The organism is Phenylobacterium sp. LH3H17 (assembly GCF_024298925.1).
GTDB lineage: Bacteria > Pseudomonadota > Alphaproteobacteria > Caulobacterales > Caulobacteraceae > Phenylobacterium.
On record NZ_CP101283.1, the window covers coordinates 1167239 to 1189235 of the forward strand.

General features: G+C 69.1%; 20 protein-coding genes. 8 read left to right on the forward strand and 12 right to left on the reverse strand.

Annotation, left to right across the window (positions count from 1 at the left end; translation table 11 throughout):
* The first annotated feature begins 4 nt into the window (after nucleotides 1-4).
* Nucleotides 5-541 (forward strand): GNAT family N-acetyltransferase, encoded by a 537-nt coding sequence (locus M9M90_RS05620; RefSeq protein WP_254836183.1) that lies wholly within the window; start codon nucleotides 5-7, stop codon nucleotides 539-541.
* A gap of 72 nt (nucleotides 542-613) precedes the next feature.
* On the opposite strand, the gene M9M90_RS05625 is transcribed toward M9M90_RS05620, so the two are convergent.
* The 3 genes from M9M90_RS05625 to M9M90_RS05635 all read right to left on the reverse strand — a co-directional run bounded on the left by M9M90_RS05625 (nucleotide 614) and on the right by M9M90_RS05635 (nucleotide 3562).
* Nucleotides 614-1684 carry a DUF4167 domain-containing protein gene (locus M9M90_RS05625; protein WP_254836184.1) on the reverse strand — a complete coding sequence of 357 codons (1071 nt, stop codon included), beginning with the start codon at nucleotides 1682-1684 and terminating at the stop codon, nucleotides 614-616.
* Between the two features lie 241 nt (nucleotides 1685-1925).
* Nucleotides 1926-2795, reverse strand: coding sequence for a peptide chain release factor N(5)-glutamine methyltransferase (prmC, locus tag M9M90_RS05630; protein ID WP_254836185.1), 870 nt, complete (start codon nucleotides 2793-2795; stop codon nucleotides 1926-1928).
* Nucleotides 2792-3562 (reverse strand): MOSC domain-containing protein, encoded by a 771-nt coding sequence (locus M9M90_RS05635; RefSeq protein ID WP_254837079.1) that lies wholly within the window; start codon nucleotides 3560-3562, stop codon nucleotides 2792-2794. Before M9M90_RS05635 ends, prmC begins: the two co-directional genes overlap by 4 nt.
* A gap of 142 nt (nucleotides 3563-3704) precedes the next feature.
* On the opposite strand from M9M90_RS05635, the gene M9M90_RS05640 reads away from it, so the two are divergent.
* A complete protein-coding gene (locus M9M90_RS05640; protein WP_254836186.1) occupies nucleotides 3705-4946 on the forward strand; it encodes a YihY/virulence factor BrkB family protein in 1242 nt (413 codons plus the stop codon).
* Here M9M90_RS05640 and prfA read toward each other — a convergent pair.
* From prfA to ispG, 3 genes are all read right to left on the reverse strand, one after another.
* Entirely contained in the window at nucleotides 4904-5980 is a 1077-nt protein-coding gene (prfA, locus tag M9M90_RS05645; protein ID WP_254836187.1) for a peptide chain release factor 1, read from the reverse strand. The two genes, M9M90_RS05640 and prfA, sit on opposite strands and share 43 nt — an antisense overlap.
* A gap of 122 nt (nucleotides 5981-6102) precedes the next feature.
* Entirely contained in the window at nucleotides 6103-6396 is a 294-nt protein-coding gene (locus M9M90_RS05650) for a hypothetical protein (RefSeq protein ID WP_254836188.1), read from the reverse strand.
* Nucleotides 6397-6507: 111 nt separating this feature from the next.
* The gene (gene ispG, locus M9M90_RS05655) at nucleotides 6508-7647 is read right to left on the reverse strand and encodes a flavodoxin-dependent (E)-4-hydroxy-3-methylbut-2-enyl-diphosphate synthase (protein WP_254836189.1); all 1140 of its coding nucleotides are present in this window, start codon (nucleotides 7645-7647) and stop codon (nucleotides 6508-6510) included.
* Nucleotides 7648-7811: 164 nt separating this feature from the next.
* On the opposite strand from ispG, the gene M9M90_RS05660 reads away from it, so the two are divergent.
* Nucleotides 7812-8243 (forward strand): nuclear transport factor 2 family protein, encoded by a 432-nt coding sequence (locus M9M90_RS05660; RefSeq protein WP_254836190.1) that lies wholly within the window; start codon nucleotides 7812-7814, stop codon nucleotides 8241-8243.
* 38 nt (nucleotides 8244-8281) lie between these two features.
* Here the strand turns inward: M9M90_RS05660 and M9M90_RS05665 are convergent, their stop codons facing one another.
* The 3 genes from M9M90_RS05665 to M9M90_RS05675 all read right to left on the reverse strand — a co-directional run bounded on the left by M9M90_RS05665 (nucleotide 8282) and on the right by M9M90_RS05675 (nucleotide 12141).
* On the reverse strand, nucleotides 8282-9202 hold the full coding sequence (locus M9M90_RS05665) for a helix-turn-helix domain-containing protein (RefSeq protein ID WP_254836191.1): 921 nt from the start codon (nucleotides 9200-9202) through the stop codon (nucleotides 8282-8284).
* Nucleotides 9203-9519: 317 nt separating this feature from the next.
* Nucleotides 9520-11787: a phosphoenolpyruvate--protein phosphotransferase gene (ptsP, locus tag M9M90_RS05670; RefSeq protein ID WP_254836192.1), complete on the reverse strand. Its 2268-nt coding sequence runs from the start codon at nucleotides 11785-11787 to the stop codon at nucleotides 9520-9522.
* A 78-nt stretch (nucleotides 11788-11865) separates the two neighbouring features.
* Nucleotides 11866-12141, reverse strand: a complete 276-nt coding sequence (locus M9M90_RS05675) for a metal-sensitive transcriptional regulator (protein WP_254836193.1) — start codon at nucleotides 12139-12141, stop codon at nucleotides 11866-11868.
* A 108-nt stretch (nucleotides 12142-12249) separates the two neighbouring features.
* Here M9M90_RS05675 and M9M90_RS05680 point away from each other — a divergent pair, with 108 nt between their 5' ends.
* A complete protein-coding gene (locus tag M9M90_RS05680) occupies nucleotides 12250-14571 on the forward strand; it encodes a heavy metal translocating P-type ATPase (RefSeq protein WP_256549235.1) in 2322 nt (773 codons plus the stop codon).
* A 63-nt stretch (nucleotides 14572-14634) separates the two neighbouring features.
* Complete coding sequence (locus M9M90_RS05685) at nucleotides 14635-16359, forward strand: alpha/beta hydrolase (protein ID WP_254836194.1); 1725 nt, start codon at nucleotides 14635-14637, stop codon at nucleotides 16357-16359.
* On the opposite strand, the gene M9M90_RS05690 is transcribed toward M9M90_RS05685, so the two are convergent.
* Both M9M90_RS05690 and M9M90_RS05695 read right to left on the reverse strand, forming a co-directional pair.
* Entirely contained in the window at nucleotides 16356-16901 is a 546-nt protein-coding gene (locus M9M90_RS05690) for an N-acetyltransferase (protein WP_254836195.1), read from the reverse strand. The genes M9M90_RS05685 and M9M90_RS05690 overlap by 4 nt on opposite strands.
* Nucleotides 16874-17515, reverse strand: a complete 642-nt coding sequence (locus tag M9M90_RS05695; RefSeq protein ID WP_254836196.1) for a metalloregulator ArsR/SmtB family transcription factor — start codon at nucleotides 17513-17515, stop codon at nucleotides 16874-16876. The genes M9M90_RS05690 and M9M90_RS05695 overlap by 28 nt, the downstream gene beginning before the upstream one ends.
* A gap of 70 nt (nucleotides 17516-17585) precedes the next feature.
* Here M9M90_RS05695 and M9M90_RS05700 point away from each other — a divergent pair, with 70 nt between their 5' ends.
* On the forward strand, nucleotides 17586-18980 hold the full coding sequence (locus M9M90_RS05700) for an MFS transporter (RefSeq protein ID WP_254836197.1): 1395 nt from the start codon (nucleotides 17586-17588) through the stop codon (nucleotides 18978-18980).
* On the opposite strand, the gene M9M90_RS05705 is transcribed toward M9M90_RS05700, so the two are convergent.
* Nucleotides 18977-20227 (reverse strand): aspartate kinase, encoded by a 1251-nt coding sequence (locus M9M90_RS05705; protein WP_254837081.1) that lies wholly within the window; start codon nucleotides 20225-20227, stop codon nucleotides 18977-18979. The genes M9M90_RS05700 and M9M90_RS05705 overlap by 4 nt on opposite strands.
* Before the next feature lie 176 nt (nucleotides 20228-20403).
* On the opposite strand from M9M90_RS05705, the gene ubiG reads away from it, so the two are divergent.
* Nucleotides 20404-21153: a bifunctional 2-polyprenyl-6-hydroxyphenol methylase/3-demethylubiquinol 3-O-methyltransferase UbiG gene (gene ubiG / locus M9M90_RS05710; protein ID WP_254836198.1), complete on the forward strand. Its 750-nt coding sequence runs from the start codon at nucleotides 20404-20406 to the stop codon at nucleotides 21151-21153.
* A gap of 25 nt (nucleotides 21154-21178) precedes the next feature.
* The gene (locus tag M9M90_RS05715; RefSeq protein WP_254836199.1) at nucleotides 21179-21982 is read left to right on the forward strand and encodes an FkbM family methyltransferase; all 804 of its coding nucleotides are present in this window, start codon (nucleotides 21179-21181) and stop codon (nucleotides 21980-21982) included.
* Nucleotides 21983-21997 lie beyond the last annotated feature (15 nt).

Here is a 21997-nt window from a genome sequence, read left to right on the forward strand (position 1 = left end):
ATTCATGCACAGAGACGCAACGCCTGAGCGACTCGTCATCTGCGTTGACGCCGACGCCTTGCAACGGGTGAATCCGGCGGCCGTCACGGATTTGACCGAGAAGGCGACGGCGACGACCTTCCATCGCGAGGACCTGACCCCAGCCCAGCTCGCGGCGAACCGCAGGATCGTCGAAATCAGTCACTCCAGCTGCGTCGCCGCCGCCCAGAACGAGCATCAGCACCTCGCCGCCGCCTTCGTCGGCGCGCGCCTGGCCGGGTACGTCATCGCGACAAGGCACGACGACGACGACCTGGAACTTGACTGGTTGATGGTGGAGCCGCGCTATCATGGCGCCGGAGTGGGAGCCGCCCTCATGCAGTCGGGCATCGACTGGCTCGGCGCCGACAGGCCGCTCTGGCTCAACGTCATCAGCTACAACGAACGCGCGATCGCCTTCTACCGAAGGTTCGGGTTCGAGATCGACCCAAACGCGGCCACTCCCCACGCAATCCCGCACAGGATCATGCGCCGGCCTTCGCCCCCGCCGCTCGCCGAGTAACACCCGGAACGACGAAACGAAAAAACCCCTTCCGCGAGGAAGGGGTCTGATCGTCTGGGCCTTGGCGGAAGCTTAGGCTTCCTCGGTCTCGCTGGAGGCGGCGCCTTCGCCGCCCTCGAAGCTGCGCGGAGCGCGGCGGCGGCGAGCCTTGGGCTTGTCCTCGGCGGCGGCCTCCTCGACCGGCGCCTTGGGCGCGGCGGCGCGCGACGTCTTTGGGGGCTTCAGGAAGGCGGGGGCGTGGCTCTCGCCGCCATCGTCGTCGCGCAGGACCGGAGAGGCCTGTTCCTCGCGGGCGACCAGGGGCGAAGCCTTGGGCTCGACCACCGCCAGGGGATCGCGGTCCGCACGGTCGCGGTCGCGGTCGAACCGCTCGCGGCGCGGCGGACGGTCATCCTGGGCGGCGCGATCCTCGCGGGGACGCTCGTCGCGTGGGCGATCATCCCGAGGCCGATCATCCCGAGGCCGGTCGTCGCGGGGGCGGTCGTCGGCACGGGCCGGGCGATCGTCGCGTTGTTGCGGTTGGCCTTCGCCGCGAGGACGATCGTCGCGGTCGCGCCAACGGTCGCGGCCGCGGTTCTGGCCTTGGCCCTGACCCTGACCTTCGAAACGGTCGGCGCGCGGCCGATCGTCACGCTGGCGGTCTTCCCGGGGCCGGTCGTCGCGCTGCCGGTCATCGCGCGGGCGCTCGTCGCGCCAGCGTTCGCCGCGGGGCTGTTGGCTCTCGCCTTCGCCGCCTTCGGGGTTGTCGCCTTCGGCTTCGGCGGCCGCCGCGTCCGCGGCGGCGGCGGCCTGGGCGCCGCTCTCATCCTCGAAATCGATGTCGAAGCCGGAGGTGATGCTGTCGCGCCCCAGGATATCGCTGGCCGGACGCGTGGGCTGCATGGCCCGCACCACCCGGAAATAGTGCTCGGCGTGCTGCAGGTAGTTTTCCGCCAACACCCGGTCGCCGGCTGACGACGCATCGCGCGCGAGCTGCTGGTACTTCTCGAAAACGTGTTGGGCGTTTCCGCGCACCTTCGCACCTTCCGGGCCGTTCGAATCGAAGGCGCGGTTGGCGTTCTGTTGCTGTGGCTTACCGCCACCACCACCGCCGCCGCCGCGATTGCGGCCGCGCTGGCGCTTCATACCCTTGAAATCTCTCATTCTTTGTGATCATCCCGCTGCGCCCCGGCTATGCCGGCGGCGCGCGGTCTATCCTCTCGCCTTGGGTCGGACGCCATCGTCCGAAATCCGTGTTGAAGACGTGTGTGTTCCCCGTCGTCCGCCCTGTCATCTAGGCGCGTGACACGCAATTCGCGCGCCTGCCGAAGCGTTTGTCCGTCCTGGCTTTCAGAACGTCCGAAACCCGGCGAATTGGGTGGAGACAGGACAAAGACTTAGCGATTCAAACGCGAGTTTCCAAGGGGTTTTTCGTGCCGACCACCACGCGGTCATGCAGGGAGAGGTCTTTGATGGTCCAGACGTCATGTCCACCGGCCTCGGTGAACAGGGCTTCGACGGCGTCTTTCTGGTCGTAGCCGATCTCCACGGCGAACATTCCACCGGGCTTCAGCACCCGCAGAATCTCTGGGGCGAGGCGGCGATAGTGGTCCAGGCCGTCCGGCCCCCCGTCCAGGGCGACGCGCGGCTCATGGTCCTTCACCTCGGGCTCGAGCGTCTCAAGGACATCGGTGGCGATATAGGGCGGGTTGGAGACCACCACGTCGAAGCTGGCGTCGCCCAGGCCCGAGGTCCAGTCGCCGCGCAGCAGCGCCAGGCGCGAGGCCATGCCCAGATTGGCGGCGTTCTCCCGCGCCACGGCCAGGGCCTCGGCCGAGACATCGACCCCCAGGCCCTTTGCGGCCGGCCGCTCGGCCAGGATCGACAGGATGATGGCGCCCGAGCCCACGCCCAGGTCCAGGATGCTGAAGGCCATCTGTTCGGGCCAACCCTTCAGCACATAGTCGACGATCACCTCAGTGTCGGGGCGCGGGGTGAGCACGTCCGGCGTCACCGCCAGCATGATCTTCCAGAATCCCTTACGGCCCAGGATGTGGCTGACCGGCTCGCGCCGTTCGCGGCGGGCCAGGTAGTCGGCAAGCGTCGCCTCCTGCTCGTCGGTGAGCGGCCGATAGGGATCGGAGACGATGTCGGCCCGGGTGGCGTCGGCGGCGGCCTCGACCATCAGGCGCGCGTCGATCACCGGACCGGGCAGGCCGGCGGCCTCAAGCCGCGCCTTGGCGCTCTGCCAGGCCTGGAGGAGGGTCAGGCTCATGCCGCGCGCTCCGGTTCGGTGCAGGCGTCGCCCACGGTGAGGCGGCCGCCGTCGGCCACGTGGACATAGATGCCCAGGTTCATGTGGCCGTAATTGTCGAACAGGGCCTTGACCACGTCCATGTCGCGTTCGGCGGTGGTGGGGTCCACATGGGTCGCCGCGCAGCGGACGATGGGCTTGAACACCTTCACGCGCGCGAAGCCGACCATCAACTCGCGGCCGGCCCAGTCGTTCTCCACCCAGGCGGGCCAGCCCTCGACATAGACATTGCCGCGGAAACGCAGCGGATCGACCGGCCGGCCGATCCTGGCCTCCAGGTCGCGCACGGTCGCCAGGTTGATGATCGAGACATGCCCCAGCGGGTGGTCCATGAAACGGTGGCCCGGCGCCTGGATGACGCGAAGCGGCCCCTGGGCCTCCTCGCCCAGCAGGCCGCCCAACCAGACGGCGAAGGCGGCCTGACCGGCCGCGTCGGACATGGCGCCGGCAAAATCCGGCTGCCCCGGGGCGGCGGCGCGTAGGGTGTGGGTGGCCTCATCATAGACGGTCCGCGCCTTGGCGACCTCCGGTATGGCCGCCAGGACGGTGAACTTCTGCTTGGAGATATGGCCCGGCGCCGCCGGGTCGAAGCCCGACGGCCCGTTCTCCACCGCATAGAGCCGGTCGCAGGGGAACGGCCCGCCCAGGGTCAGGTCGGCGTGGGCCAGCCGCTCCGGGGTGAACCCCTTCACGGGATGGCGATAGAGGGCGGCGATATGACCGGTCATGGCCCCTGGTAGCCGCAACCACGGCTGATCCACAAGTTCAAGCTGCGTGGCGGGCAGGTTCTGCAAACCCTGATCGTCGAGCTTCAGGAACGGCGCGGGGCCTTGGGTGTTCAGGCTGTGGCGTCGCAATGGGAGCCCATGCTTGGACAGCAGAACCGCCTTGGGTCGGGTCGGAAAGCGCGTCGGGTCGCTGGCCTTCAAGGTCGCGCCCTGGATCGCCCTGGCCGCCATGACGGAGCTCTGGCGGCGGCGCGGGGCCCCGCGCTTGCCGGGCATGAGCGTGGAAGCCACCGCCGCGCCGCATGCTTTCGACGCCGCGGAGCCCGGTCGCGGCCGGCTCGCTCACGGTCCGCACCACATCCCGCCCCGCGGCTGGAAGGACATCGCCTGGCGCACCTACCAGGAGATCGGCCGCGATCGCCTGCCGGCCGTGGCGGGCGGGGTGACCTTCTACACCCTGCTCGCGCTGTTCCCGGCCATAGGGGTGTTCGTGTCGCTCTACGGCATTTTCGCAGACCTCGGCGCGGTGCAGCAGCAGCTGAACGAGATGGCGACGGTTTTTCCCCGAGAGGTGGTGAGTATCGTCGGCGACCAGATGGTCCGCTTGGCTCTCCGCCCTCCTGCCTCACTGTCCGTCGCCTTCGTTGTGAGCTTGCTGTTCTCCGTATGGACGGCGAACGCCGGCATGAAGGCGCTCTTCCATGGTCTCAACATCGCCTATGACGAGGTCGAGAACCGCAACGTGATCCGGCTGACGCTGCTCACCTACGGCTTCACCTTCGCGGCCCTCGTCTTCCTGGTGGTGATGACCGCGATCCTCGTGGCCGTTCCGCTGGCGTTCGAGCGACTTGGACTGGGCGGCGTGGCCACTGTCTGGATCCCCTTGCGGTGGCTCGCGCTGTTGACCATCGCGGGCGCCGCGTTTTCCATCGTCTACCGGTACGCGCCTTGTCGCGCGCGCGCGCGCTGGAGATGGGTGTCTCTTGGCGGGATTTTGGCGGCCTGCCTGTGGCTGGGCGGGTCGCTGGGCTTTTCCTGGTACGTCAACAATATCGCCCATTTCGACGCCACTTACGGATCGCTGGGCGCGGCGATCGGATTCATGATGTGGATCTGGTTCTCGGTGATGGTCGTGCTGATCGGGGCCGAGCTGAACGCCGAGATCGAGCATCAGACCGCGCGGGATTCCACCACCGGGCCCGAGCAGCCCATGGGGGCCCGGGGCGCGGCCATGGCCGACACGGTGGGCCTGGCCTTCCACTTCAACGCCAGCAAGATCGCCAGCCGCGCCTGGACCGACGGCCAGCGCCAGGCCGAGCGGGTGCGCAAGGCGCTTCGGCGTCAGCCGAACTCGTCTTCCAAGGCGGCCAACCGGGCGGCTTGATCCTCGGCGATCAGCGGATTGATCACGTCGGCGAGGCCCTCACCCTCCATCACCTTGGCCAGGTTGTAGAGGGTCAGGTTGATGCGGTGGTCGGTGACCCGGCCCTGCGGGAAATTGTAGGTGCGGATGCGCTCCGAGCGGTCTCCCGAGCCCACCTGGCTCTTGCGCGCGTCGGCGCGGGCGGAGTCGAGCGCCTCGCGCTGCTGATCGTAGAGCCGCGCCTGCAGCACCTTCATGGCCCGGGCCCGGTTCTGGTGCTGTGACTTCTCCGACGAGGTCACCACGATGCCGGTGGGCAGGTGGGTGATGCGCACGGCCGAGTCGGTCTTGTTGACGTGCTGGCCGCCGGCGCCGGACGAGCGGTAGGTGTCGATGCGCAGGTCGGCGTCCCGTATGTCGATCTCCACATCCTCGACCTCGGGCAGGACCGCCACGGTGGCGGCCGAGGTGTGGATCCGCCCGCCGGCCTCGGTGTCGGGCACGCGCTGCACCCGGTGGACGCCGCTCTCGAACTTCAGCTTGCCGAACACGCCGTCGCCGTTGATCGAGGCGATGATCTCCTTGTAGCCGCCGACCTCGCCCTCGGAGACCGAGTCGATCTCCACCTTCCAGCCCTGGGCCTGGGCGTAGCGCTGATACATGCGGAACAGGTCGCCGGCGAACAGGGCCGCCTCGTCGCCGCCGGTGCCGGCGCGGACTTCCAGGATGGCCGAGGCGTTCTCGTCCTTGTCCTTGGGGGCCAGGAGCAGGGCCACCTGGCGCTCCAGCTCGGGCAGGCTGTCGTTCAGCTTCTGGAGCTCTTCCTGGGCCAGGCCCGCCATCTCCGGGTCGCCGGCCCTGGCCATCTCCTCAAGCTCAGGCAGTTCGTCGCGGGCGCGGGCCACGGCCTTGACCGCCTCGACCACCGGCTTCAGCTCCGCGTGTTCCTTGGAGAGCTTGACGATCTCCGTTCCGTCGGTGGCGGCTTCCATCCGCGCCTCGATCTCGCGGAAGCGATCGAGCACCTGGTCCAGTCTGGCCTGGGGAAGTCGCACGGGTTTGGTTCACCGGATGAAAATGGGAGGCTTCCTCTAGCGCCCTCGCGGCCAGAAGCCAAACAAACGAAAAGGCCCCCGCCGCGAGGCAGGGGCCCTCAACGCCGCTTGCGCGGATAGTGCTAGGCGCGGACGCCGGTCAGCGGGGCGTTGCCGAAGGCGCCCAGCTTCACGTTGCCGGTCATGCTGTCGCCGGCCACGGTGGCCGAGAATTCCAGCGTCATGGGCATGGGTTGGGTGATCGAGGTGGACCAGGTCAGCGTATCGCCGGCGACCTTGCCTTCGATGGTCTGCTCACCCATGCGGCCCTTGGTGGTGCCGGTGAAGGTGTCGCCGCTGGTGGTGATGGCCGCCTCGACTTCCTGCGCGCCCATGGGCGAGTTGATGGTGATCTTCCAGTTGCCGTCCGCGGACATGGTGTCTCTCCCTGATTTGGCGGACGCCACCTAATCAAGCCCTTGCGTCGGGCGCAAGAGTGACGGGGGCGTCATTTTCATGTCATCCGTGCAATGTTCGGATTGACGCGGCTATTCGGCGGCTTCGAGCGCCTGTTCCTGCGCCTTGAGTTCGGCGGCCTTGGCCTCGACCAGTTCGACGATGTGTTCGACCATCGCCTCGTTGTCCATCTTATGGTGCGCCTTGCCGGCCATGTAGACCATGCCGGCCCCCTTGCCGCCGCCGGTGAAGCCGATGTCGGTCATCAGGGCCTCACCGGGACCGTTCACGACGCAGCCGATGATCGACAGGCTCATGGGCTGGGAGATATGCGCCAGCCGCGTTTCGAGGGTCTCGACCGTCTTGATGACGTTGAAGCCCTGCCGCGCGCAGGACGGGCAGGCGATGATGTTGACGCCGCGGTGGCGGAGGCCCAGCGACTTCAGGATGTCGAAGCCGACCTTGATCTCCTCCACCGGGTCGGCGGCGAGGCTGACCCGGATGGTGTCGCCGATGCCGGCCCACAGCAGGCTGCCCATGCCGATGGCCGACTTGACCGTGCCGTTGCGCAGCGCGCCGGCTTCGGTGACGCCGACGTGCAACGGGCAGTCGATGGCCTCGGAGAGCTGCTGGTAGGCGGCCACGGTCATGAAGACGTCCGACGCCTTCACGCTGATCTTGAACTCGTGGAAGTCGTGGTCCTGCAGGATCTTGGCGTGGTCGAGGGCGCTCTGCACCATGGCCTCGGGGCAGGGTTCGCCGTAGCGCTCCAGCAGGTGCGGCTCGAGGCTGCCGGCGTTGACCCCGATGCGCATGGAGCAGCCCTGGTCGCGGGCCGCCTGGATGACTTCCCGCACCCGATCGGGATTACCGATATTGCCCGGATTGATCCGCAGGCAGGCCGCGCCGGCCTTGGCCGCCTCGATGCCGCGTTTGTAGTGGAAGTGGATGTCGGCGACGATCGGGACCTTGGAGGCCTTGACGATGGTGCTCAGGGCCGCGGTGGAGGCCTCGTCGGGGCAGGAGACGCGGACGATGTCGGCCCCGGCCTCTTCCAGCTGACGGATCTGGTCGATGGTCGCCGCGGCGTCGGCCGTCAGTGTGTTGGTCATCGACTGGACGGTGATCGGGGCGTCGCCGCCCACCTCGACATTGCCCACCCGGATCTTGCGCGAGGGACGGCGCGCAATGGCGCGCCAGGGGCGGAGGTGGGTGTGATCTTGGGTGGTCATGGCGGGCGGAAAATAGGGCCTTTCGCGGGAAACCCCAAGCCCGGGACGCCATGCTCCGGCCGCTGAGAAGAAATCGCCGATGCGAAATGTCGGGGCCGGGCTCGCAGCGGCCGTCCTTGGGGCGATCCCCCTGGGCGCCCCGCCCATCGAACCAGGAGCCATCCATGACCGACGCCGAGCAGATCCGCGCCCTGCTGCAGGCCCGCGCCGACGCCCTCCACGCCCGTGACGCAGCAGCCGTGGCGGCCTTCCTCGCCGACGAGATCATAACCTACGACCTCAATCCGCCGCTGGCCCACGTCGGCGGCCCCGTGCAGGCACGCGCCAGCCTCGATCAATGGTTCGCGACCTGGCTAACCCCAATCGGCAGCGAGGCGTGCGATCTCCAGGTCGCGGTCTCAGGCGACTTGGCCTTCGCTTTCGGCCTGATCCACCTCGCCGGGACCAAGACCGATGGCGAGGAGATCGATCTTTGGTTTCGCTCCACCGTCTGCCTGCGACGCATCGGCGGCGCGTGGCGGATCGTGCATGAGCACAACTCGACGCAGTTCTACATGGACGGCAGCTACAAGGCCGCGACGGACCTGAAACCCTAGGGAAAAGACTCCGGACCCCGCCCGGCGAAATAGCTGCTCTAGAGCGCCAGCTTTTCCAGCGCCGCGGTGGGCGCCGGCATCAGGCCCTTGGACTGGCCGCCGACGAAGACCTGCACCACGGCCGGGTCGGAGACCTCCACCGTCAGCCCCTTGAGCGCTGGTGCGCGATAGGCCTCGCCGGCCGCGAGCTGGCGGGCGAAATACACCGCGCCGTCGGCGCCGCGCACGATCAGGGAAGCCGATTTGCGGGCCTGGAGGGTGACCACGGAGAGGCCGGGCTCGGCGCCGTAGACCGTTCCGCTGGCGATGAAGGTCGGCGGCAGGGGCTCGGCAGGGACGATGGGCTGGGCGTCTGGATTGGCCTTGGCCGCCTTCTTGGCCGCGATCACGGCGTCGGAGGAGCCGCCGGCGGCGGTGGCGTCGGCCAAGCCGGGGGTTTCATAGGGCGCGGGCGTGGTGGATTCCACAGGCGCCGGCAGAGGCGCGCCGAGAGAGACGGGGCCGGTCGGAGCGGCGGCGGCCGGGCTGACCGTGGCCGTTTGCGGGGCGGCGGCGGCAGGGGGCGCCTGCTGGTCGCTCATCGCCCGCTGGGCGACGTTCCACAGGACGATGGCGCCGATCATCAGGGTCCCGACCACCAGGACCAGGGTCAGGCGCGGGTCTTTCTCGTTGCTGACGCCCACCGGTTCGCGCAGGGCGGTGTCGGGCGTGGGTTCGTCCAATTTGAAGCGGTCGACCGCGGCCTCGCCGTCCAGCCCAAGTGCATTTGCGTAGGCGCGGACATAGCCGATGGTGAAGGGGCGCGAGGGAAGCTGCTCCAGCCGCATTTCCTCGATGGCGGCCAGATAGGCGCGCCGGATGCGGGTGATATCGGCCAGCGCCTCCAGGCTCAGCCCGCGGGAGTCGCGAACCGCCTTCAGGGCAGCGCCGATATTCGGGCCGCTGGTCAAGGTGGGCATATAGGATTCAACCGGACCGGGATCGACGGACCCGTCGTTCCGAAAATGCAGATCTGTAACCCGGCCAGTATCGAGCGCCATGGCTACCCGAAGCCCCTTCTCTCATCCGCGGCCAGAGGCGCGCGAAGACAGCCCGATCTGATGGCACACAGTATTTAACAGTCTGTTGCGAATACCAGTTTTGGCCCCAAAATTCAATGTGCTATTGCGCCGCGGCATGGCCGCGAGGCGGCCTTCCCCAGCGCATCAGCATCCGAGTACTGGCGGTGAATCGGGATTGAAATGTGACCAATGGCCAAGCTCGACCGGCCGCCCGGTCAGATGGCGAGGTACAATTTCCGCGCGAGGGTCTCGATCTCGTTGCGGATCGATCCGGCCGAGCCCTTGATGAGGGTCGAGACCCCCCGGCGGGCGGCCTCGCGGTCGCAGGAGAGCACCATCTGCTTCACCGGCCCTATCCCCGCGGGCGGCATGGAAAGCCGCTCGAAGCCCAGCGCCACGAGCACGAAAGCCTCCAGCGGCCGGCCGGCCATCTCGCCGCAAACCGAGACTGGTGTGCCGGTTTCGGCGCAGGCTCGCTGGATAGCCTCCAGGGCGCGCAGGGCCGGCGGCGACAGGAAGTCGTAGCGGTCGGCCACCCGTGGGTTCCCCCGGTCGGCGGCGAACAGGTACTGCATCAGGTCGTTGGTGCCGACGCTGACGAAGTCGGTCATCGGCAGCAGGGCGTCCAGGTGCCAGATCAGGGCGGGGGCCTCGATCATGGCGCCCACATCCAGGCGCGAGGGGGCAGGGCGGCCGCGGCGCTGGGCCCAGGCCACCTCGTGGTCCACCAGGGCGCGGGCGGCGCGGAACTCGTCGACGCTGGCCACCAGGGGGAACATGATCCGCAGCGGCCGGCCGCGCGAGGCGGCGATCAGGGCGCGGAGCTGCAGGCGCAGCAGGCCGGGCCGGTCCAGCCCCATGCGGATGGCCCGCCATCCCAGGGCGGGGTTCTCTTCACGCTCGGCCTCCATGTAGGGGAGGATCTTGTCGCCGCCGAGGTCGAGCGTGCGGAAGGTCACCGGCATGTCGCCGGCCGCGTCCATCACCCGGCCATAGAGCGCTGTCTGGGCGTTGAAGCGCGGCATCTCCTCGGCGACCATGAACTGGAATTCGGTGCGGAACAGGCCAATGCCTTCCGCCCCCGTTTCGGCGAGGATGTCGAGATCGACGTCGAGGCCGGCGTTCATCAGCAGGGTGATCTTGGCCCCGTCCCGGGTGAAGGCGGGTGTGTCGCGCAGCTTGGCGAATTCGGCCCGCCGCTGGAGGCGCACTTCGAGCCGGGCCTTGAAGGCCTTCACCACGTCGAGGCGCGGACGCAGATAGGCCTCGCCGGTCTCGGCGTCGACGATCACCGCGTCGCCCTCCGAAACCCGGTCGCGCAGGCCCGAGAGCCGGCCGACGCAGGGGATGTCCAGGGCGCGGGCGACGATGGCCGCGTGGCTGGCGGAGGAACCTTCCTCCAGCAGCAAGCCCTTCAGCTTGGTGCGATCGTATTCCAGCAGGTCGGCAGGGCCGAGGTTTCGGGCGATCAGGATGGCGTTCTCAGGCAGCTCCCGGGCCGAGTGGGCGTCGCCTGACAGGTGGCGCAGCAGCCGGTCGGCCAGATCCTCGAAATCGTGCAGCCGTTCGCGCAGATAAGGGTCGCGGGCCTGGCCGAGGCGCGCGCGGTGCTCGGAACGCACCCGCTCCACCGCCGCCTCGGCGGTTAGGCCGTTGCGCACTGCGTCCTCCAGGCCGCGGTTCCAGCCGCGGTCGTGGGCGAACATCCGGTAGGTGTCGAGCACCTCATATGAGACGTCGGCCAGCAGGCCGTGCTGGCCGTCCAGCATCTCGTCGATCTGGGCCTGCAGGCTGGCGATGGCGGTGTTGAGCCGCGCCTCCTCGGCGACCACGTCGTCGGCCAGCAATTGCGAAGGCGCCACCGGCGGCTCGTGCAGGACCGCCACGCCCAGCGCCAGGCCGTCGGCGAACTTGGCGCCTTTCAGCCGCTCGGGCTTGTGCGGGGCGAGTTCGACGCCCTTCAGCTCGCCCTCGGAGATCAGCTCCCCGCCGGCCACCATCTCGGCCAGGACCATGGCGACGATCTGCAGGTCCTCGACCTCGTCGTCGACATAGACCCGCTCGGTGCGGTTCTGGACCACCAGCACGCCGATGGCTCGGCCGCCGCGCAGCAGCGGCACGCCCAGGAAGGCGTGGAACGGGTCCTCGCCGGTCTCCGGACGGTATGAGAAGGCCGGATGGTTCGGGGCGTCAGACAGGTTGAGTGGCCGGCCCAGGCGCATGATCTCGCCGACCAGGCCCTCGCCGGTCTTCAGGCGCGTGACGTGGACGGCCTCCGGATCCAGGCCTTCGGTGGCGAACAGCTCGATGTCGCCGGCCGCGCGGCGCATGTAGAGCGAGCAGACCTCGGCCACCATTGAGCGGGCGATGATCCGCACGACCATGTCGAGGCGCACCTGCGCGGGCCCGCCCGACGCCAGAGCCTCGCGGATCTGACGCAGCAGGCTCCGCTGCCCCCGTATGGCGACGCCCTGCAAGGCCATCGACCGTTTCTCTCCCTCGTTCAGTCCGCTCCTAGCAGCTTTGGATGTCGGAACGGAGATGGAAAAGCGGTCCTGGCGTCAACGTGAGACGCGACCGAGCAGTTCGATCAGCTCACCGGCCTTTTTGCGCTGTTCCTGGACATCGCCGCTGATGATGGCCCCTTCGATGCAGTGATTGAGGTGGTCCTTCAGCATTTCGGCCTCCACCCGCGACAGGGCGGCCCGCACCGCCTGCAGCTGGGTGAGGATGTCGATGCAGTAGCGATCCTCCTCGACCATGCGCGCGATCCCGCGCACCTGGCCCTCGACCCGGCTCAGCCGGTTGAGCAGTTTGGGCTTGTCGTCGCGCTTCATCCGAATGTCCTCTCGCCCTGGGAAATTATACCCTCACGGGGTAATTGCAATATGCCCCATGGGGGTATATGTGTCTAATCGAAATCGAGACTGAGCGGAGGTTGCGCCATGTCGCATCATCATCATCACGGCCACGACCACGATGCCGGCGGTCATGCCGCGCACCTGGCCATCGATCCGGTCTGCGGCATGAGCGTCGACACCACGGCCGGCAAGCCGTCCGCCGAGCACGACGGCGCCACCTTCCACTTCTGCTCCACCGGGTGCAGGACCAAGTTCACCGCCGATCCTGATCGCTACCTGTCGCCGCGCGAGCCCGATCCGCCGGCGCCTCCCGGGACCATCTACACCTGCCCCATGCATCCCGAGATCCGCCAGGAGGGGCCGGGCGCCTGCCCGATCTGCGGCATGGCCCTGGAGCCCGAGGTGTTCTCGGCCGAGGCCGGGCCCAATCCGGAGATCGTCGACTTCAGCCGCCGGTTCTGGGTGGGCCTGGCGCTGACCGCGCCGCTGTTCGCGCTGGAGATGGCAGGCCACCTGGGTCTTTCCCTGCCGATCCCGCATGACTGGGGCCCATGGCTGCAGTTCCTGCTCGGTACGCCCGTCGTGTTGTGGGCCGGGGCGCCGTTCTTCGCCCGCGGCTGGGCCTCCGTGCTCAGCCGCAACCTCAACATGTTCACCCTGATCGCGCTTGGAACCGGGGTCGCCTGGTCGTTCAGCACCCTGGCCCTGCTTGCGCCGGGCCTGGTCCCGGCCGCCTTCCGCGACGCTCATGGGACGCCGCCGCTCTATTTCGAGGCCGCCGCGGTGATCGTGGTCCTGGTGCTGATGGGTCAGCTGCTGGAGCTGCGGGCCCGCGAGCGGACATCGGACGCCCTGCGCGCCCTGATGGACCTGGCGCCCAGGACCGCTCTCCGCGTCCGCGACGGACGGGACGAGGAGGTCGAGGTGGGCGACATCCATCCCGGCGACCTGCTGCGGGTCCGTCCGGGCGAAAAGATCCCGGTGGACGGCGTGGTGGTCGAGGGCCGCGCGGCGGTCGACGAGAGCCTGATAACGGGCGAATCCATGCCGGTGACCAAGGCGTCAGGCGATCCCGTCACCGCCGGCGCCGTCAACACCACCGGCGGCTTCGTCATGCGCGCCGAGCGGGTCGGCGCCGAGACCGTGCTGGCCCAGATCGTCCAGATGGTGGCCGCCGCCCAGCGTAGCCGCGCGCCGATCCAGCGTCTGGCCGACCGGGTCTCCGGGTGGTTCGTGCCCGTCGTCGTCGCCGTGGCGGCGCTTGCCTTCGCCGCCTGGGCCATGATCGGGCCGGAGCCGCGCCTCGCCTACGCCCTGGTCGCCGCCGTCTCGGTGCTGATCATCGCCTGTCCCTGCGCGCTCGGCCTGGCGACGCCGATCTCGATCATGGTGGGTGTCGGGCGCGGCGCGCGCTCGGGCGTGCTGATCAAGGACGCCGAGGCCCTGGAACGGCTGGAAAAGGTCGACACCCTGGTGGTGGACAAGACCGGCACCCTCACCGAGGGGCGGCCCAAGGTCACCGCCATCCGGCCCGAGCCGGGCTTCGAAGAGGCCGAACTGCTACGGCTGGCCGCCAGCCTGGAGCGCTCCAGCGAACACCCGCTGGCCCGGGCCATCGTCGCCGCGGCGGAGGGGGTCCAATTGTCGGAGGCAAGCGCGTTCGACTCGCCCGTCGGCAAGGGCGTGCTCGGGCGCGTCGACGGGCGTGAGGTGCTCATCGGCAGCGCGGCCTTCCTGGGCGAACGGGGCATCGTCGCCGCCGCGCCGCACGCCGACGCCCTGCGGGCCGAAGGCGCCACCGTGGTTCTCGTGGGCGTCGATGGGCGTTTCGCCGGGCTGATCGCGATCGCCGATCCGATCAAGAGTTCGGCGGCGGCGGCTATCGCCGCCCTGCACGCGCGGGGCGTGCGGATTGTCATGCTGACGGGTGACAACGCCGTCACCGCCCGCGCCGTGGCCGCCAAGCTCGGCATCGACGACGTACAGGCCGAGGTCTCGCCCGGGGACAAGGCCGAAGCGGTTCGGAAGCTGAAGGCCGAGGGCCGCGTGGTCGCCATGGCCGGCGACGGGGTGAACGACGCCCCGGCGCTCGCCGTCGCCGACGTGGGAGTGGCCATGGGCGCCGGGGCCGACGTGGCCAAGGAGAGCGCCGGGGTCACCCTGCTGAGCGGCGACCTCGCCGGCCTGGACCGCGCCATCCGGTTGTCGCGCGCGACCATGGGCAATATCCGCCAGAACCTGGTCTTCGCCTTCGCCTACAACCTGGCGGGCGTGCCCGTGGCGGCGGGCCTGCTCTACCCGACCTTCGGCCTGCTGCTCTCGCCGGCCATCGCGGCCCTGGCCATGTCGCTGTCCTCGGTGAGCGTGGTGGGCAACGCCCTGCGGCTGCGCGCCCTGAAGCTCTAGCGCCGCGGTCCGCGCCCACCCATAGTCGCGCCCCAAAGACAGGAAGCGTCTGGGGAGGCGACGATGCGGAAGACCTGGCTGCCGTTCGCGGTGGGCGTTTTGCTGATCCTGGCCGGATCGCTGCTCGCCCACACGATCCAGACCTCCGGCGGCGTGACCGTGGAGGACGTCCGCTTCCCGGGCGACAAGGGCACGACCCTCTCGGCCCTGGTCTACACCCCGCCGGGCGCCAGCGCGGCCAGGCCGGCGCCGGCCGTGCTGGTCGGCCACGGCTATATCAACACCCGCGAGATGCAGTCGGCGTTCGCCATCGAGCTGGCCCGGCGCGGCTTCGTGGTCCTGGCCATGGACCAGTCCGGCCACGGTTATTCCACCGGCATCGTGGGGACCAACGACTTCGGCGGCCCCGCGGCCCTGCGCTACCTCAAGAGCCTGCCCCAGGTGGACAAGGCTAATATCGGCCTGGAGGGCCACAGCCTGGGCGGCGGCCCAGTGGTCGGCGCGGCGGCCTCGGACCCCGACGGCTATAGGTCGGCCGTCCTGGAGGGCTCGACTCCGGCGATCGGGGCGGTGTTCGGCGGCCAGGCCAAGGTCGACCTGCGCAACCTCGCCCTGGTGTTCGGCGGCTATGACGAGTTCGCCCAGCTGATGTGGCAGGTCGAGAAGGGCTCCGACGTTGAGAATTCCAAGGCCCTGCAGGCCTTGTTCGGAGCCACGGCTCCGGTGGTCGAGGGCAGGATCTATGGCGATCTCGGCGCGGGCACGGCCAGGGTGCTGCACAATCCGGCCATCACCCATCCCTGGGAGCATTTCTCCATCGCGGGCGTGGCGCCGGCGGTCGACTGGTTCCAGCAGACCCTCGACGGCGAGGCCAATCCCCTGCCGCCGACCCAGCAGATCTGGATCTGGAAGGAGGTCGGCACCCTGGTCGCCTTCGCGGGCCTCGTGGTCCTGATGCTGGGGACGTTCCAGGTGCTGCTGGCCGCCCCGTGGCTCTCGAGCCTCGCTCGTCCGGCCGCGCCGGCCAGCGAAGGCCGCGACCGCCGCTGGTGGCTGGCCTTCGTGCTGACCGCGGCGATCCCGGCGATCACCTTCTTCCCGTTGATGAAGCTCGGCCAGCTGTTCTTCCCGATGGCTGGCTTCCCGCAGTGGATCACCAACCAGCTGCTGGTCTGGGCCCTGGCCAACGCCGCGATCACCCTGCTGGTCGGCCTGGTGTTCAAGGCCCCCAAGCCCTCCTTCACCACACATTGGCTGAAGAGCGCCGCCATCGCCGTGGCGACGGTGGCGGTCGGCTACGCCTCCTTGGCCCTGGTCGACCTGCTCTGGCACGTCGACTTCCGGTTCTGGGTGCTGGGCCTGAAGCCGCTGGACGGACTGCACCTCAGCTATGCGCTCGCCTATCTGCCGCTGTGGACCGCCTTCTTCCTGGTCGCTACGCGGTCCTTGCACGCCAACCTGGGGCGGAAGGGCGAGGGGCGGGGCCAGTACCTGTTCGCCGCGCTCGCCATGTGCCTGGGCTTCGTCGTCCTGCTGAGCATCCAGTACGCCAGCCTGCTCGCCACCGGCGTCCTGGCCATGGCCGAACCGCTGAACACCATCATCGGCATCCAGTTCGTGCCGCTGCTGGCCATAGTCGGGGTGATCGCGGTCTTCACCTACCGGCGGACCAATTCCTACGTGCCCGGCGCCCTGATCTGCGCCCTGTTCATTACCTGGTACGTGGTCTCGGGCACGGCCACCCACTGGTCGCCGGACTTCCAGCTGCCGATCCCGGGGCGCGGCTAGGGCCCGGCGACCCGCTTGGCCAGCAGGAGGTCGGGCTTGCCGTAGCCGTTGGCGTCGGGGATCAGCCCGACGGCGACATAGCCGTGCCTGCGATAGAAAAAGAACGGATGGCCGGAGGTGGGCGCGATGGCCGCCAGGGCGGCCAGGGGATCGGGATAGACCTCGGCGCCGAACAGGTTCGTGCCCCCGATCTCGTCGTCCGAGCCCAGATAGACCGTGAGCTTGCCCATGGCGGCGGCGCGGGCCTCCAGCGCGGTCAGCAGGGCAGATCCCACGCCCCGGCCCTGATGCGCCGGATCAACCACCAGCGGGTGCAGTTCCAGGGCCTTCGGATAGCCGTCCACGCCGCCGACGAAGCCGACGACTGCGCCGTCCTCCAGAGCCGCAAGCGCGAAGCGGTCGGGGTCCTCGAAGAAGGTGGTCACCTCCGTCTCGGCGGCTTGGCCCTGGTAGGCCCCGATCGGAGCGAAGCCCGCGCGCATCACCCCCGCCGCCTGCGCGCGCTGGTCGTCGGTCAGGGTTGCGAAGTCGACGATGTCCATGGGGTCACGACACAGGCGCAGCGCCGCGCCCCCGCCAGGATGTGCTCGGCCCGTTCGACCTTGGCCGGAGCCAGCATCGTCTGGAACAGGGCCAGCTCCGAGCGGCAGAAACCCTGGCAGGCGCTGGCCGCCGCGCAGATCGGACAATGGTTCTCGATCAGCAGGTAGGCGCCGTCCTCGCGCCGGCTCCATTCGGCCATGTAGCCCTCCGCCGCGCGGATCTCTGCCAGGCGATCCAGGCGGTCTTCGAGGGCGACCGCGCCGCCCAGAGCCTTGCGATAGTCCACCTCGGTGGCCGCCTCTCGGCGCTTGATAAGCCGGTCCAGGCCCGCGTCGCCGAATTCGCCGCGTACCGCCTCGATCAGCTCGACGGTCATCTGGGCGTGGGTGTCCGGGAAGCGCTGGTTTCCCAGTGCCGTCAATGACCAGGAGCGGCGGGGCCGGCCCACCCCCATGCGCTCGGTGACATGCTCCACCAGGCCTTCGGCGGCCAGGCGTTCCAGCTGCTGGCGCGCGGCCTGGCGTGTCACGGCGACGGCCGACGCCACGTCCTTGGTCTGGACAGGCCCCTTGGTCTTGAGCTGCAACAGGATCTGGTCGGATGTCGTGTGCATTTGACAATCAATACATTGCAAAATTTGCGGGTCGGGTCTACCTCGGATTTGTAAACTCGGAGCTTGTCAAATGACGGGAGGGGCGCGGACGGACGGAAGCTGGGCCGATGTGCTGGGCGACGGCCGTCTGCCGCGCTTCGTCCTGATCTGCCTGGGCGTCTGGATCAGCGCCGCCGACTCCCTGGTCACCGCCACCATCATGCCCAGCGTCGGCGCCGACCTGGGCGGCTATGCCTATTTCGGCTGGGCGACCGCGGGCTTCCTGCTGGGCTCGGTGCTGGCCGGCGCCAGTTCCGGCCTGCTGGCCCTGCGCTTCGGCCTGCGCAGGGCCACGGCCGCCGCGGCCCTGCTCTACGCGGTGGGCTGCGCCCTGAGCGCGGCGGGACCCGACATCGCCAGCTTCCTGTTCGGCCGGGTGCTGCAAGGGCTGGGCGGCGGCTGGGTGGTGGGCTTCTGTTCCGTCGCCATCGGCCTGATGTTCCCCGACCGCCTGCTGCCGCGGGTCTACGCCGCCGTCACAGGCATCTGGGGGATCGCCAGCCTGCTCGGCCCGCTTATCGGGGGGCTATTCGCCGACCTGGACGCCTGGCGCTGGGTGTTCTGGCTGTTCGCGCTCCAGGCCCTGGGCGTGGCCTGGGCCGCCTGGGCCCTGCTGCCGGTTGACGGCAAGGCGGGCGACAGCCGCGTGGCCTGGCCGCAGCTTGGCCTGATCGCCGCCGGGGTGGTCGCCATCGGCCTGGCCGACATCGTCCACGACTTCGCCCGGTCCATCGGCCTGACGGCCCTGGGCGTCGGCCTGCTGATCGCCATGGTCGCCCTGGACGGCCGGGCGGCCGTGCGCCTGCTGCCCAAGGGATCGGGTGACTTGCGGACCATCGCCGGGTCGGGTTTCGCCGCCATGTTCCTGCTGACGGCGGCCTCCATGGGGTTCTCGATCTACGGCCCCGCGATCCTGCAGACCCTGGCGGGGCTATCGGCCCTGGGCGCCGGCTACATCATCGCCATCGAGGCCCTGGCCTGGACGGTGCTGGGCCTCGCCGTGGCCCACCTGACCGGACCCTGGCCCCGGCGGATGATCCGGGCCGGCGCGGTCATGGCGACCCTGGGCGTCATCGGCAGCGCCCTGGTCTTTCCTGGGGCCTCGGTTCCCGGGGTCGTGCTGGCCGGCGTGTTCCTGGGCGGCGGGTTCGGCCTGTCCTGGGCGTTCATGAGCCAGCGGCTGCTGGCCAGCCTGCCCGAGGGCGACGAGCGTGCCATCGGCGCCGCGGCCATGACCACAGTGCGCCTGACCGGCTCGGCGGTGGGGGCGGCGGCCTCCGCGGCGGTGGCCAACCTGGTCGGGTTCTCGGCGGGGCTGAGCGACGTCACGGCGCAGGCGGCCGGCTACTGGGTGTTCGTGACCGTCGCGCCCGTCTCGATCCTGGGCGTCTGGGCCGCCTGGCGGCTCAGCGCGGACCGTCCCTAGAGCTGGTCCAGGCCGAACCCGGCGTGCAGGGCGCGGACGGCCAGCTCGGTATAGGCCGCGTCGATCAGCACGCTGATCTTGATCTCGCTGGTGGAGATCACCTGGATGTTCACGCCCTTGTCGGCCAAGGCCTTGAACATGGTCTTGGCGACGCCGGTGTGGCTGCGCATGCCCACCCCGATCACCGAGACCTTGGCCACGTCCTCGTTCACCTGCACGTCGTCGAAGCCGATCTTCGGCTGGGCGGCGCGGACGATTTCCACCGCGCGCTGCGCGTCGCGCTTGCCGACGGTGAATTCCATATTGGCGGTGTCGGCGGTGCGCGCGTGGCTCTGGACGATCATGTCCACGTTCACATTGGCGTCGGCCAGCGCGCCGAAGATCTCCGACGACACGCCCGGATGGTCGGGCAGGCCGAAGAGGCTGATCTTCGCCTCGTCGCGGCTATAGGCGACGCCGCTCACGATCCGCTTTTCCATGATCTCTTCCTCGTCGCACACGATGGTGCCTTGGCCGGGCGCTTCGCCGGGCTCGACAAAACTGGACAACACCCGCACCGGCACGTTCTGGGCCATGGCGAGTTCGACGGAGCGGGTCTGCAGCACCTTGGCCCCCAGGGACGCCATCTCCAGCATCTCCTCATAGGAGATCTTGTTGAGCTTGCGGGCCTTGCTCTCGATGCGCGGGTCGGTGGTGTAGACCCCGTCGACGTCTGTGTAGATGTCGCAGCGGATGGCCTTCACGGCCGCGGCTATGGCCACGGCGCTGGTGTCGGAGCCGCCGCGGCCGAGTGTGGCGATGCGGCCGTCGCGGGTCACGCCCTGGAAGCCCGCGATCACCGCGATCTCCCCGGCGTCCAGCGCCTTGTCGAGGTTCTCCGAGGGAATGTCGTCGATGCGGGCGCGACCGTGGGCGTCGTCGGCGATGATCGGGATCTGCCAGCCCATCCACGAACGGGCCGGCAGGCCCATGTTGCGCAGGGTCATGGCCAGCAGGCCCGCCGTCACCTGTTCGCCCGAGGCGACCACGGTGTCGTATTCGTCGTCGGAGGGCTTCAGGCCCTGGGCCGCGGCGCCGGCGCCGTCGGTCCAGGCGACCAGTTCGTTGGTCTTGCCGGACATCGCCGAGACCACCACGGCGACCTGGTGCCCGGCCTCGACCTCGGCGGCGACCAGGCGGCCGACGCGCCGGATGCGCTCCAGGTCGGCCACGGACGTGCCGCCGAATTTCATCACCAGCCGGGACAGGGCGAGAGCTCCGCGTGAGGGAAAGGGCTGCGCCTCATAGCGGCGCGGGCCGCAGGGGGCAATGTCTGCCTTTCACCCAGGTGATAACCGAGCTTTCCGGCAAGATGGCGCCCGCCCGCGAGCCTTCGTCGCTTGGGGACTAGCGCGCGGCGCCGCGCGGGTGGAAAAGGGCGGTCATGACCGCCGCCGCCACCTCCATCGACCCGGACGAGGTCGAGCGCTTCTCCCGCATCGCCGCCGAATGGTGGGATCCGCGGGGCAAGTTCGCACCTCTGCACAAGTTCAATCCCGTGCGCCTGACATTCATCCGCGAGCAGGCCCTGGTCCGTTTCGGCCGCGACGCCGCCGCCCGACGACCTTTCGAGGGCCTGCGCCTGCTGGATATCGGCTGCGGCGGCGGCCTGCTCAGCGAACCCATGACCCGGCTGGGTTTCGCGGTGACCGGCGTCGACGCCTCGCCGCGCAATATCGGCACCGCCGCCGCCCACGCCGACGAGCAGGGGCTCTCTATCGACTACCGCGCCTCGACCGCCGAGGACCTGCTGGCGGCCGGTGAGCCGGCCTTCGACGTGATCCTCAACATGGAGGTGATCGAGCACGTGGCCGATCCGGGGGCGTATCTGCGCGACTGCGCGCGGCTGCTGGCGCCGGGCGGCCTGATGATCGTGGCCACGCTGAACCGCACGCTGAAGGCCTTCGCCCTCGCCAAGGTGGGGGCCGAATATGTGCTGCGCTGGCTTCCTGCCGGCACCCATGACTGGAACAAGTTCCTCAAGCCCGAAGAGCTGCGCGGCTTCCTGGAGGGCGAGCCGGTGGCGGTGCAGGGGCCGTTCGGCGTCGCCTATGATCCTCTGGGCGGGCGTTGGTCCCGGTCGTCCGACTGCGACATCAACTACATGATGACGGTCACCCGCGACGTGGCGTAAAGAGCGCCCTCAAGGGGAAGTATCCATGCCTTCGATACGCGTGCTCAGCCACGCATTCCGCGCCTGGCGGCGCAATATGAAATGGGCCAAGCACGAGCCCGAAACGCCTTACCTCGCCGACCTGCTGTCCGGATCGCCGGTTTGTCTGCACGTGGGCGCCAGCGACGGGCGCCATTCCTATGTGATGACCCAGGTCGCGCCCGATGCGCGCATCTACGCCTTCGAGCCTTCGGCCTTCACCTTCGAAGTGCTGAAGCTCTGCCTGAAATGGCATGGCATCGCCGACCAGGTGACGCCGATCCATGCCGCGGTCTCCGACATGCCGGGCGAACTGCTGCTGGTGACGCCGAAGAAGACCTCAGGCCGAATGGGCCGAGCCTACGCCTTCGTCGCCGAGGCGCCGCCCGAGGGCAAGGTGCGTCCCGACCTCGAGGACACCGGCGTCGAGATCCAGCCAACACCGGTGGTGACCCTTGACGAATATTGCCGCCGCCATGGGGTGACCCGGGTCGATTTCATCCGCATGGATATCGAGGGCGCCGAGCAGAAGGCGCTGAAGGGCGCCCAGCAGGTCATCGACCGGGACCTTCCCCACGTGCTGCTGGAGATCCACCCGATCATGCTGGAGAGCCGTTTCGGCGGTTCGGCCGACGCGGTGGTCGATCTGTTCCGATCGCGCGGCTATCGGATGTTCGCGCTGAACGGCGACCGGCTGGAGGAGCGCACGACCGTGGCCCCCGACGTGCCGTGGAAGGACTATTTCTTCGTCCACCCCTCGCGCGCGCCCAACCTCCCGGACGGCGTCTTCAAGGCCCGGATGGCGGCCTGAACCCTAGCGCCGCCG

Coding starts and splice junctions, on each gene's coding strand:
- M9M90_RS05700 (WP_254836197.1), top strand. CDS start 17,586: ATGACGGGAGGGGCGCGGACGGACGGAAGCTGGGCCGATGTGCTGGGC.
- M9M90_RS05625 (WP_254836184.1), bottom strand. CDS start 1,684: ATGAGAGATTTCAAGGGTATGAAGCGCCAGCGCGGCCGCAATCGCGGC.
- ubiG (WP_254836198.1), top strand. CDS start 20,404: ATGACCGCCGCCGCCACCTCCATCGACCCGGACGAGGTCGAGCGCTTC.
- M9M90_RS05665 (WP_254836191.1), bottom strand. CDS start 9,202: ATGCCCACCTTGACCAGCGGCCCGAATATCGGCGCTGCCCTGAAGGCG.
- prmC (WP_254836185.1), bottom strand. CDS start 2,795: ATGAGCCTGACCCTCCTCCAGGCCTGGCAGAGCGCCAAGGCGCGGCTT.
- M9M90_RS05680 (WP_256549235.1), top strand. CDS start 12,250: ATGTCGCATCATCATCATCACGGCCACGACCACGATGCCGGCGGTCAT.
- M9M90_RS05650 (WP_254836188.1), bottom strand. CDS start 6,396: ATGTCCGCGGACGGCAACTGGAAGATCACCATCAACTCGCCCATGGGC.
- M9M90_RS05660 (WP_254836190.1), top strand. CDS start 7,812: ATGACCGACGCCGAGCAGATCCGCGCCCTGCTGCAGGCCCGCGCCGAC.
- M9M90_RS05635 (WP_254837079.1), bottom strand. CDS start 3,562: ATGACCGGTCATATCGCCGCCCTCTATCGCCATCCCGTGAAGGGGTTC.
- ispG (WP_254836189.1), bottom strand. CDS start 7,647: ATGACCACCCAAGATCACACCCACCTCCGCCCCTGGCGCGCCATTGCG.
- M9M90_RS05675 (WP_254836193.1), bottom strand. CDS start 12,141: ATGAAGCGCGACGACAAGCCCAAACTGCTCAACCGGCTGAGCCGGGTC.
- M9M90_RS05715 (WP_254836199.1), top strand. CDS start 21,179: ATGCCTTCGATACGCGTGCTCAGCCACGCATTCCGCGCCTGGCGGCGC.
- M9M90_RS05695 (WP_254836196.1), bottom strand. CDS start 17,515: ATGCACACGACATCCGACCAGATCCTGTTGCAGCTCAAGACCAAGGGG.
- M9M90_RS05620 (WP_254836183.1), top strand. CDS start 5: ATGCACAGAGACGCAACGCCTGAGCGACTCGTCATCTGCGTTGACGCC.
- M9M90_RS05690 (WP_254836195.1), bottom strand. CDS start 16,901: ATGGACATCGTCGACTTCGCAACCCTGACCGACGACCAGCGCGCGCAG.
- ptsP (WP_254836192.1), bottom strand. CDS start 11,787: ATGGCCTTGCAGGGCGTCGCCATACGGGGGCAGCGGAGCCTGCTGCGT.
- M9M90_RS05685 (WP_254836194.1), top strand. CDS start 14,635: ATGCGGAAGACCTGGCTGCCGTTCGCGGTGGGCGTTTTGCTGATCCTG.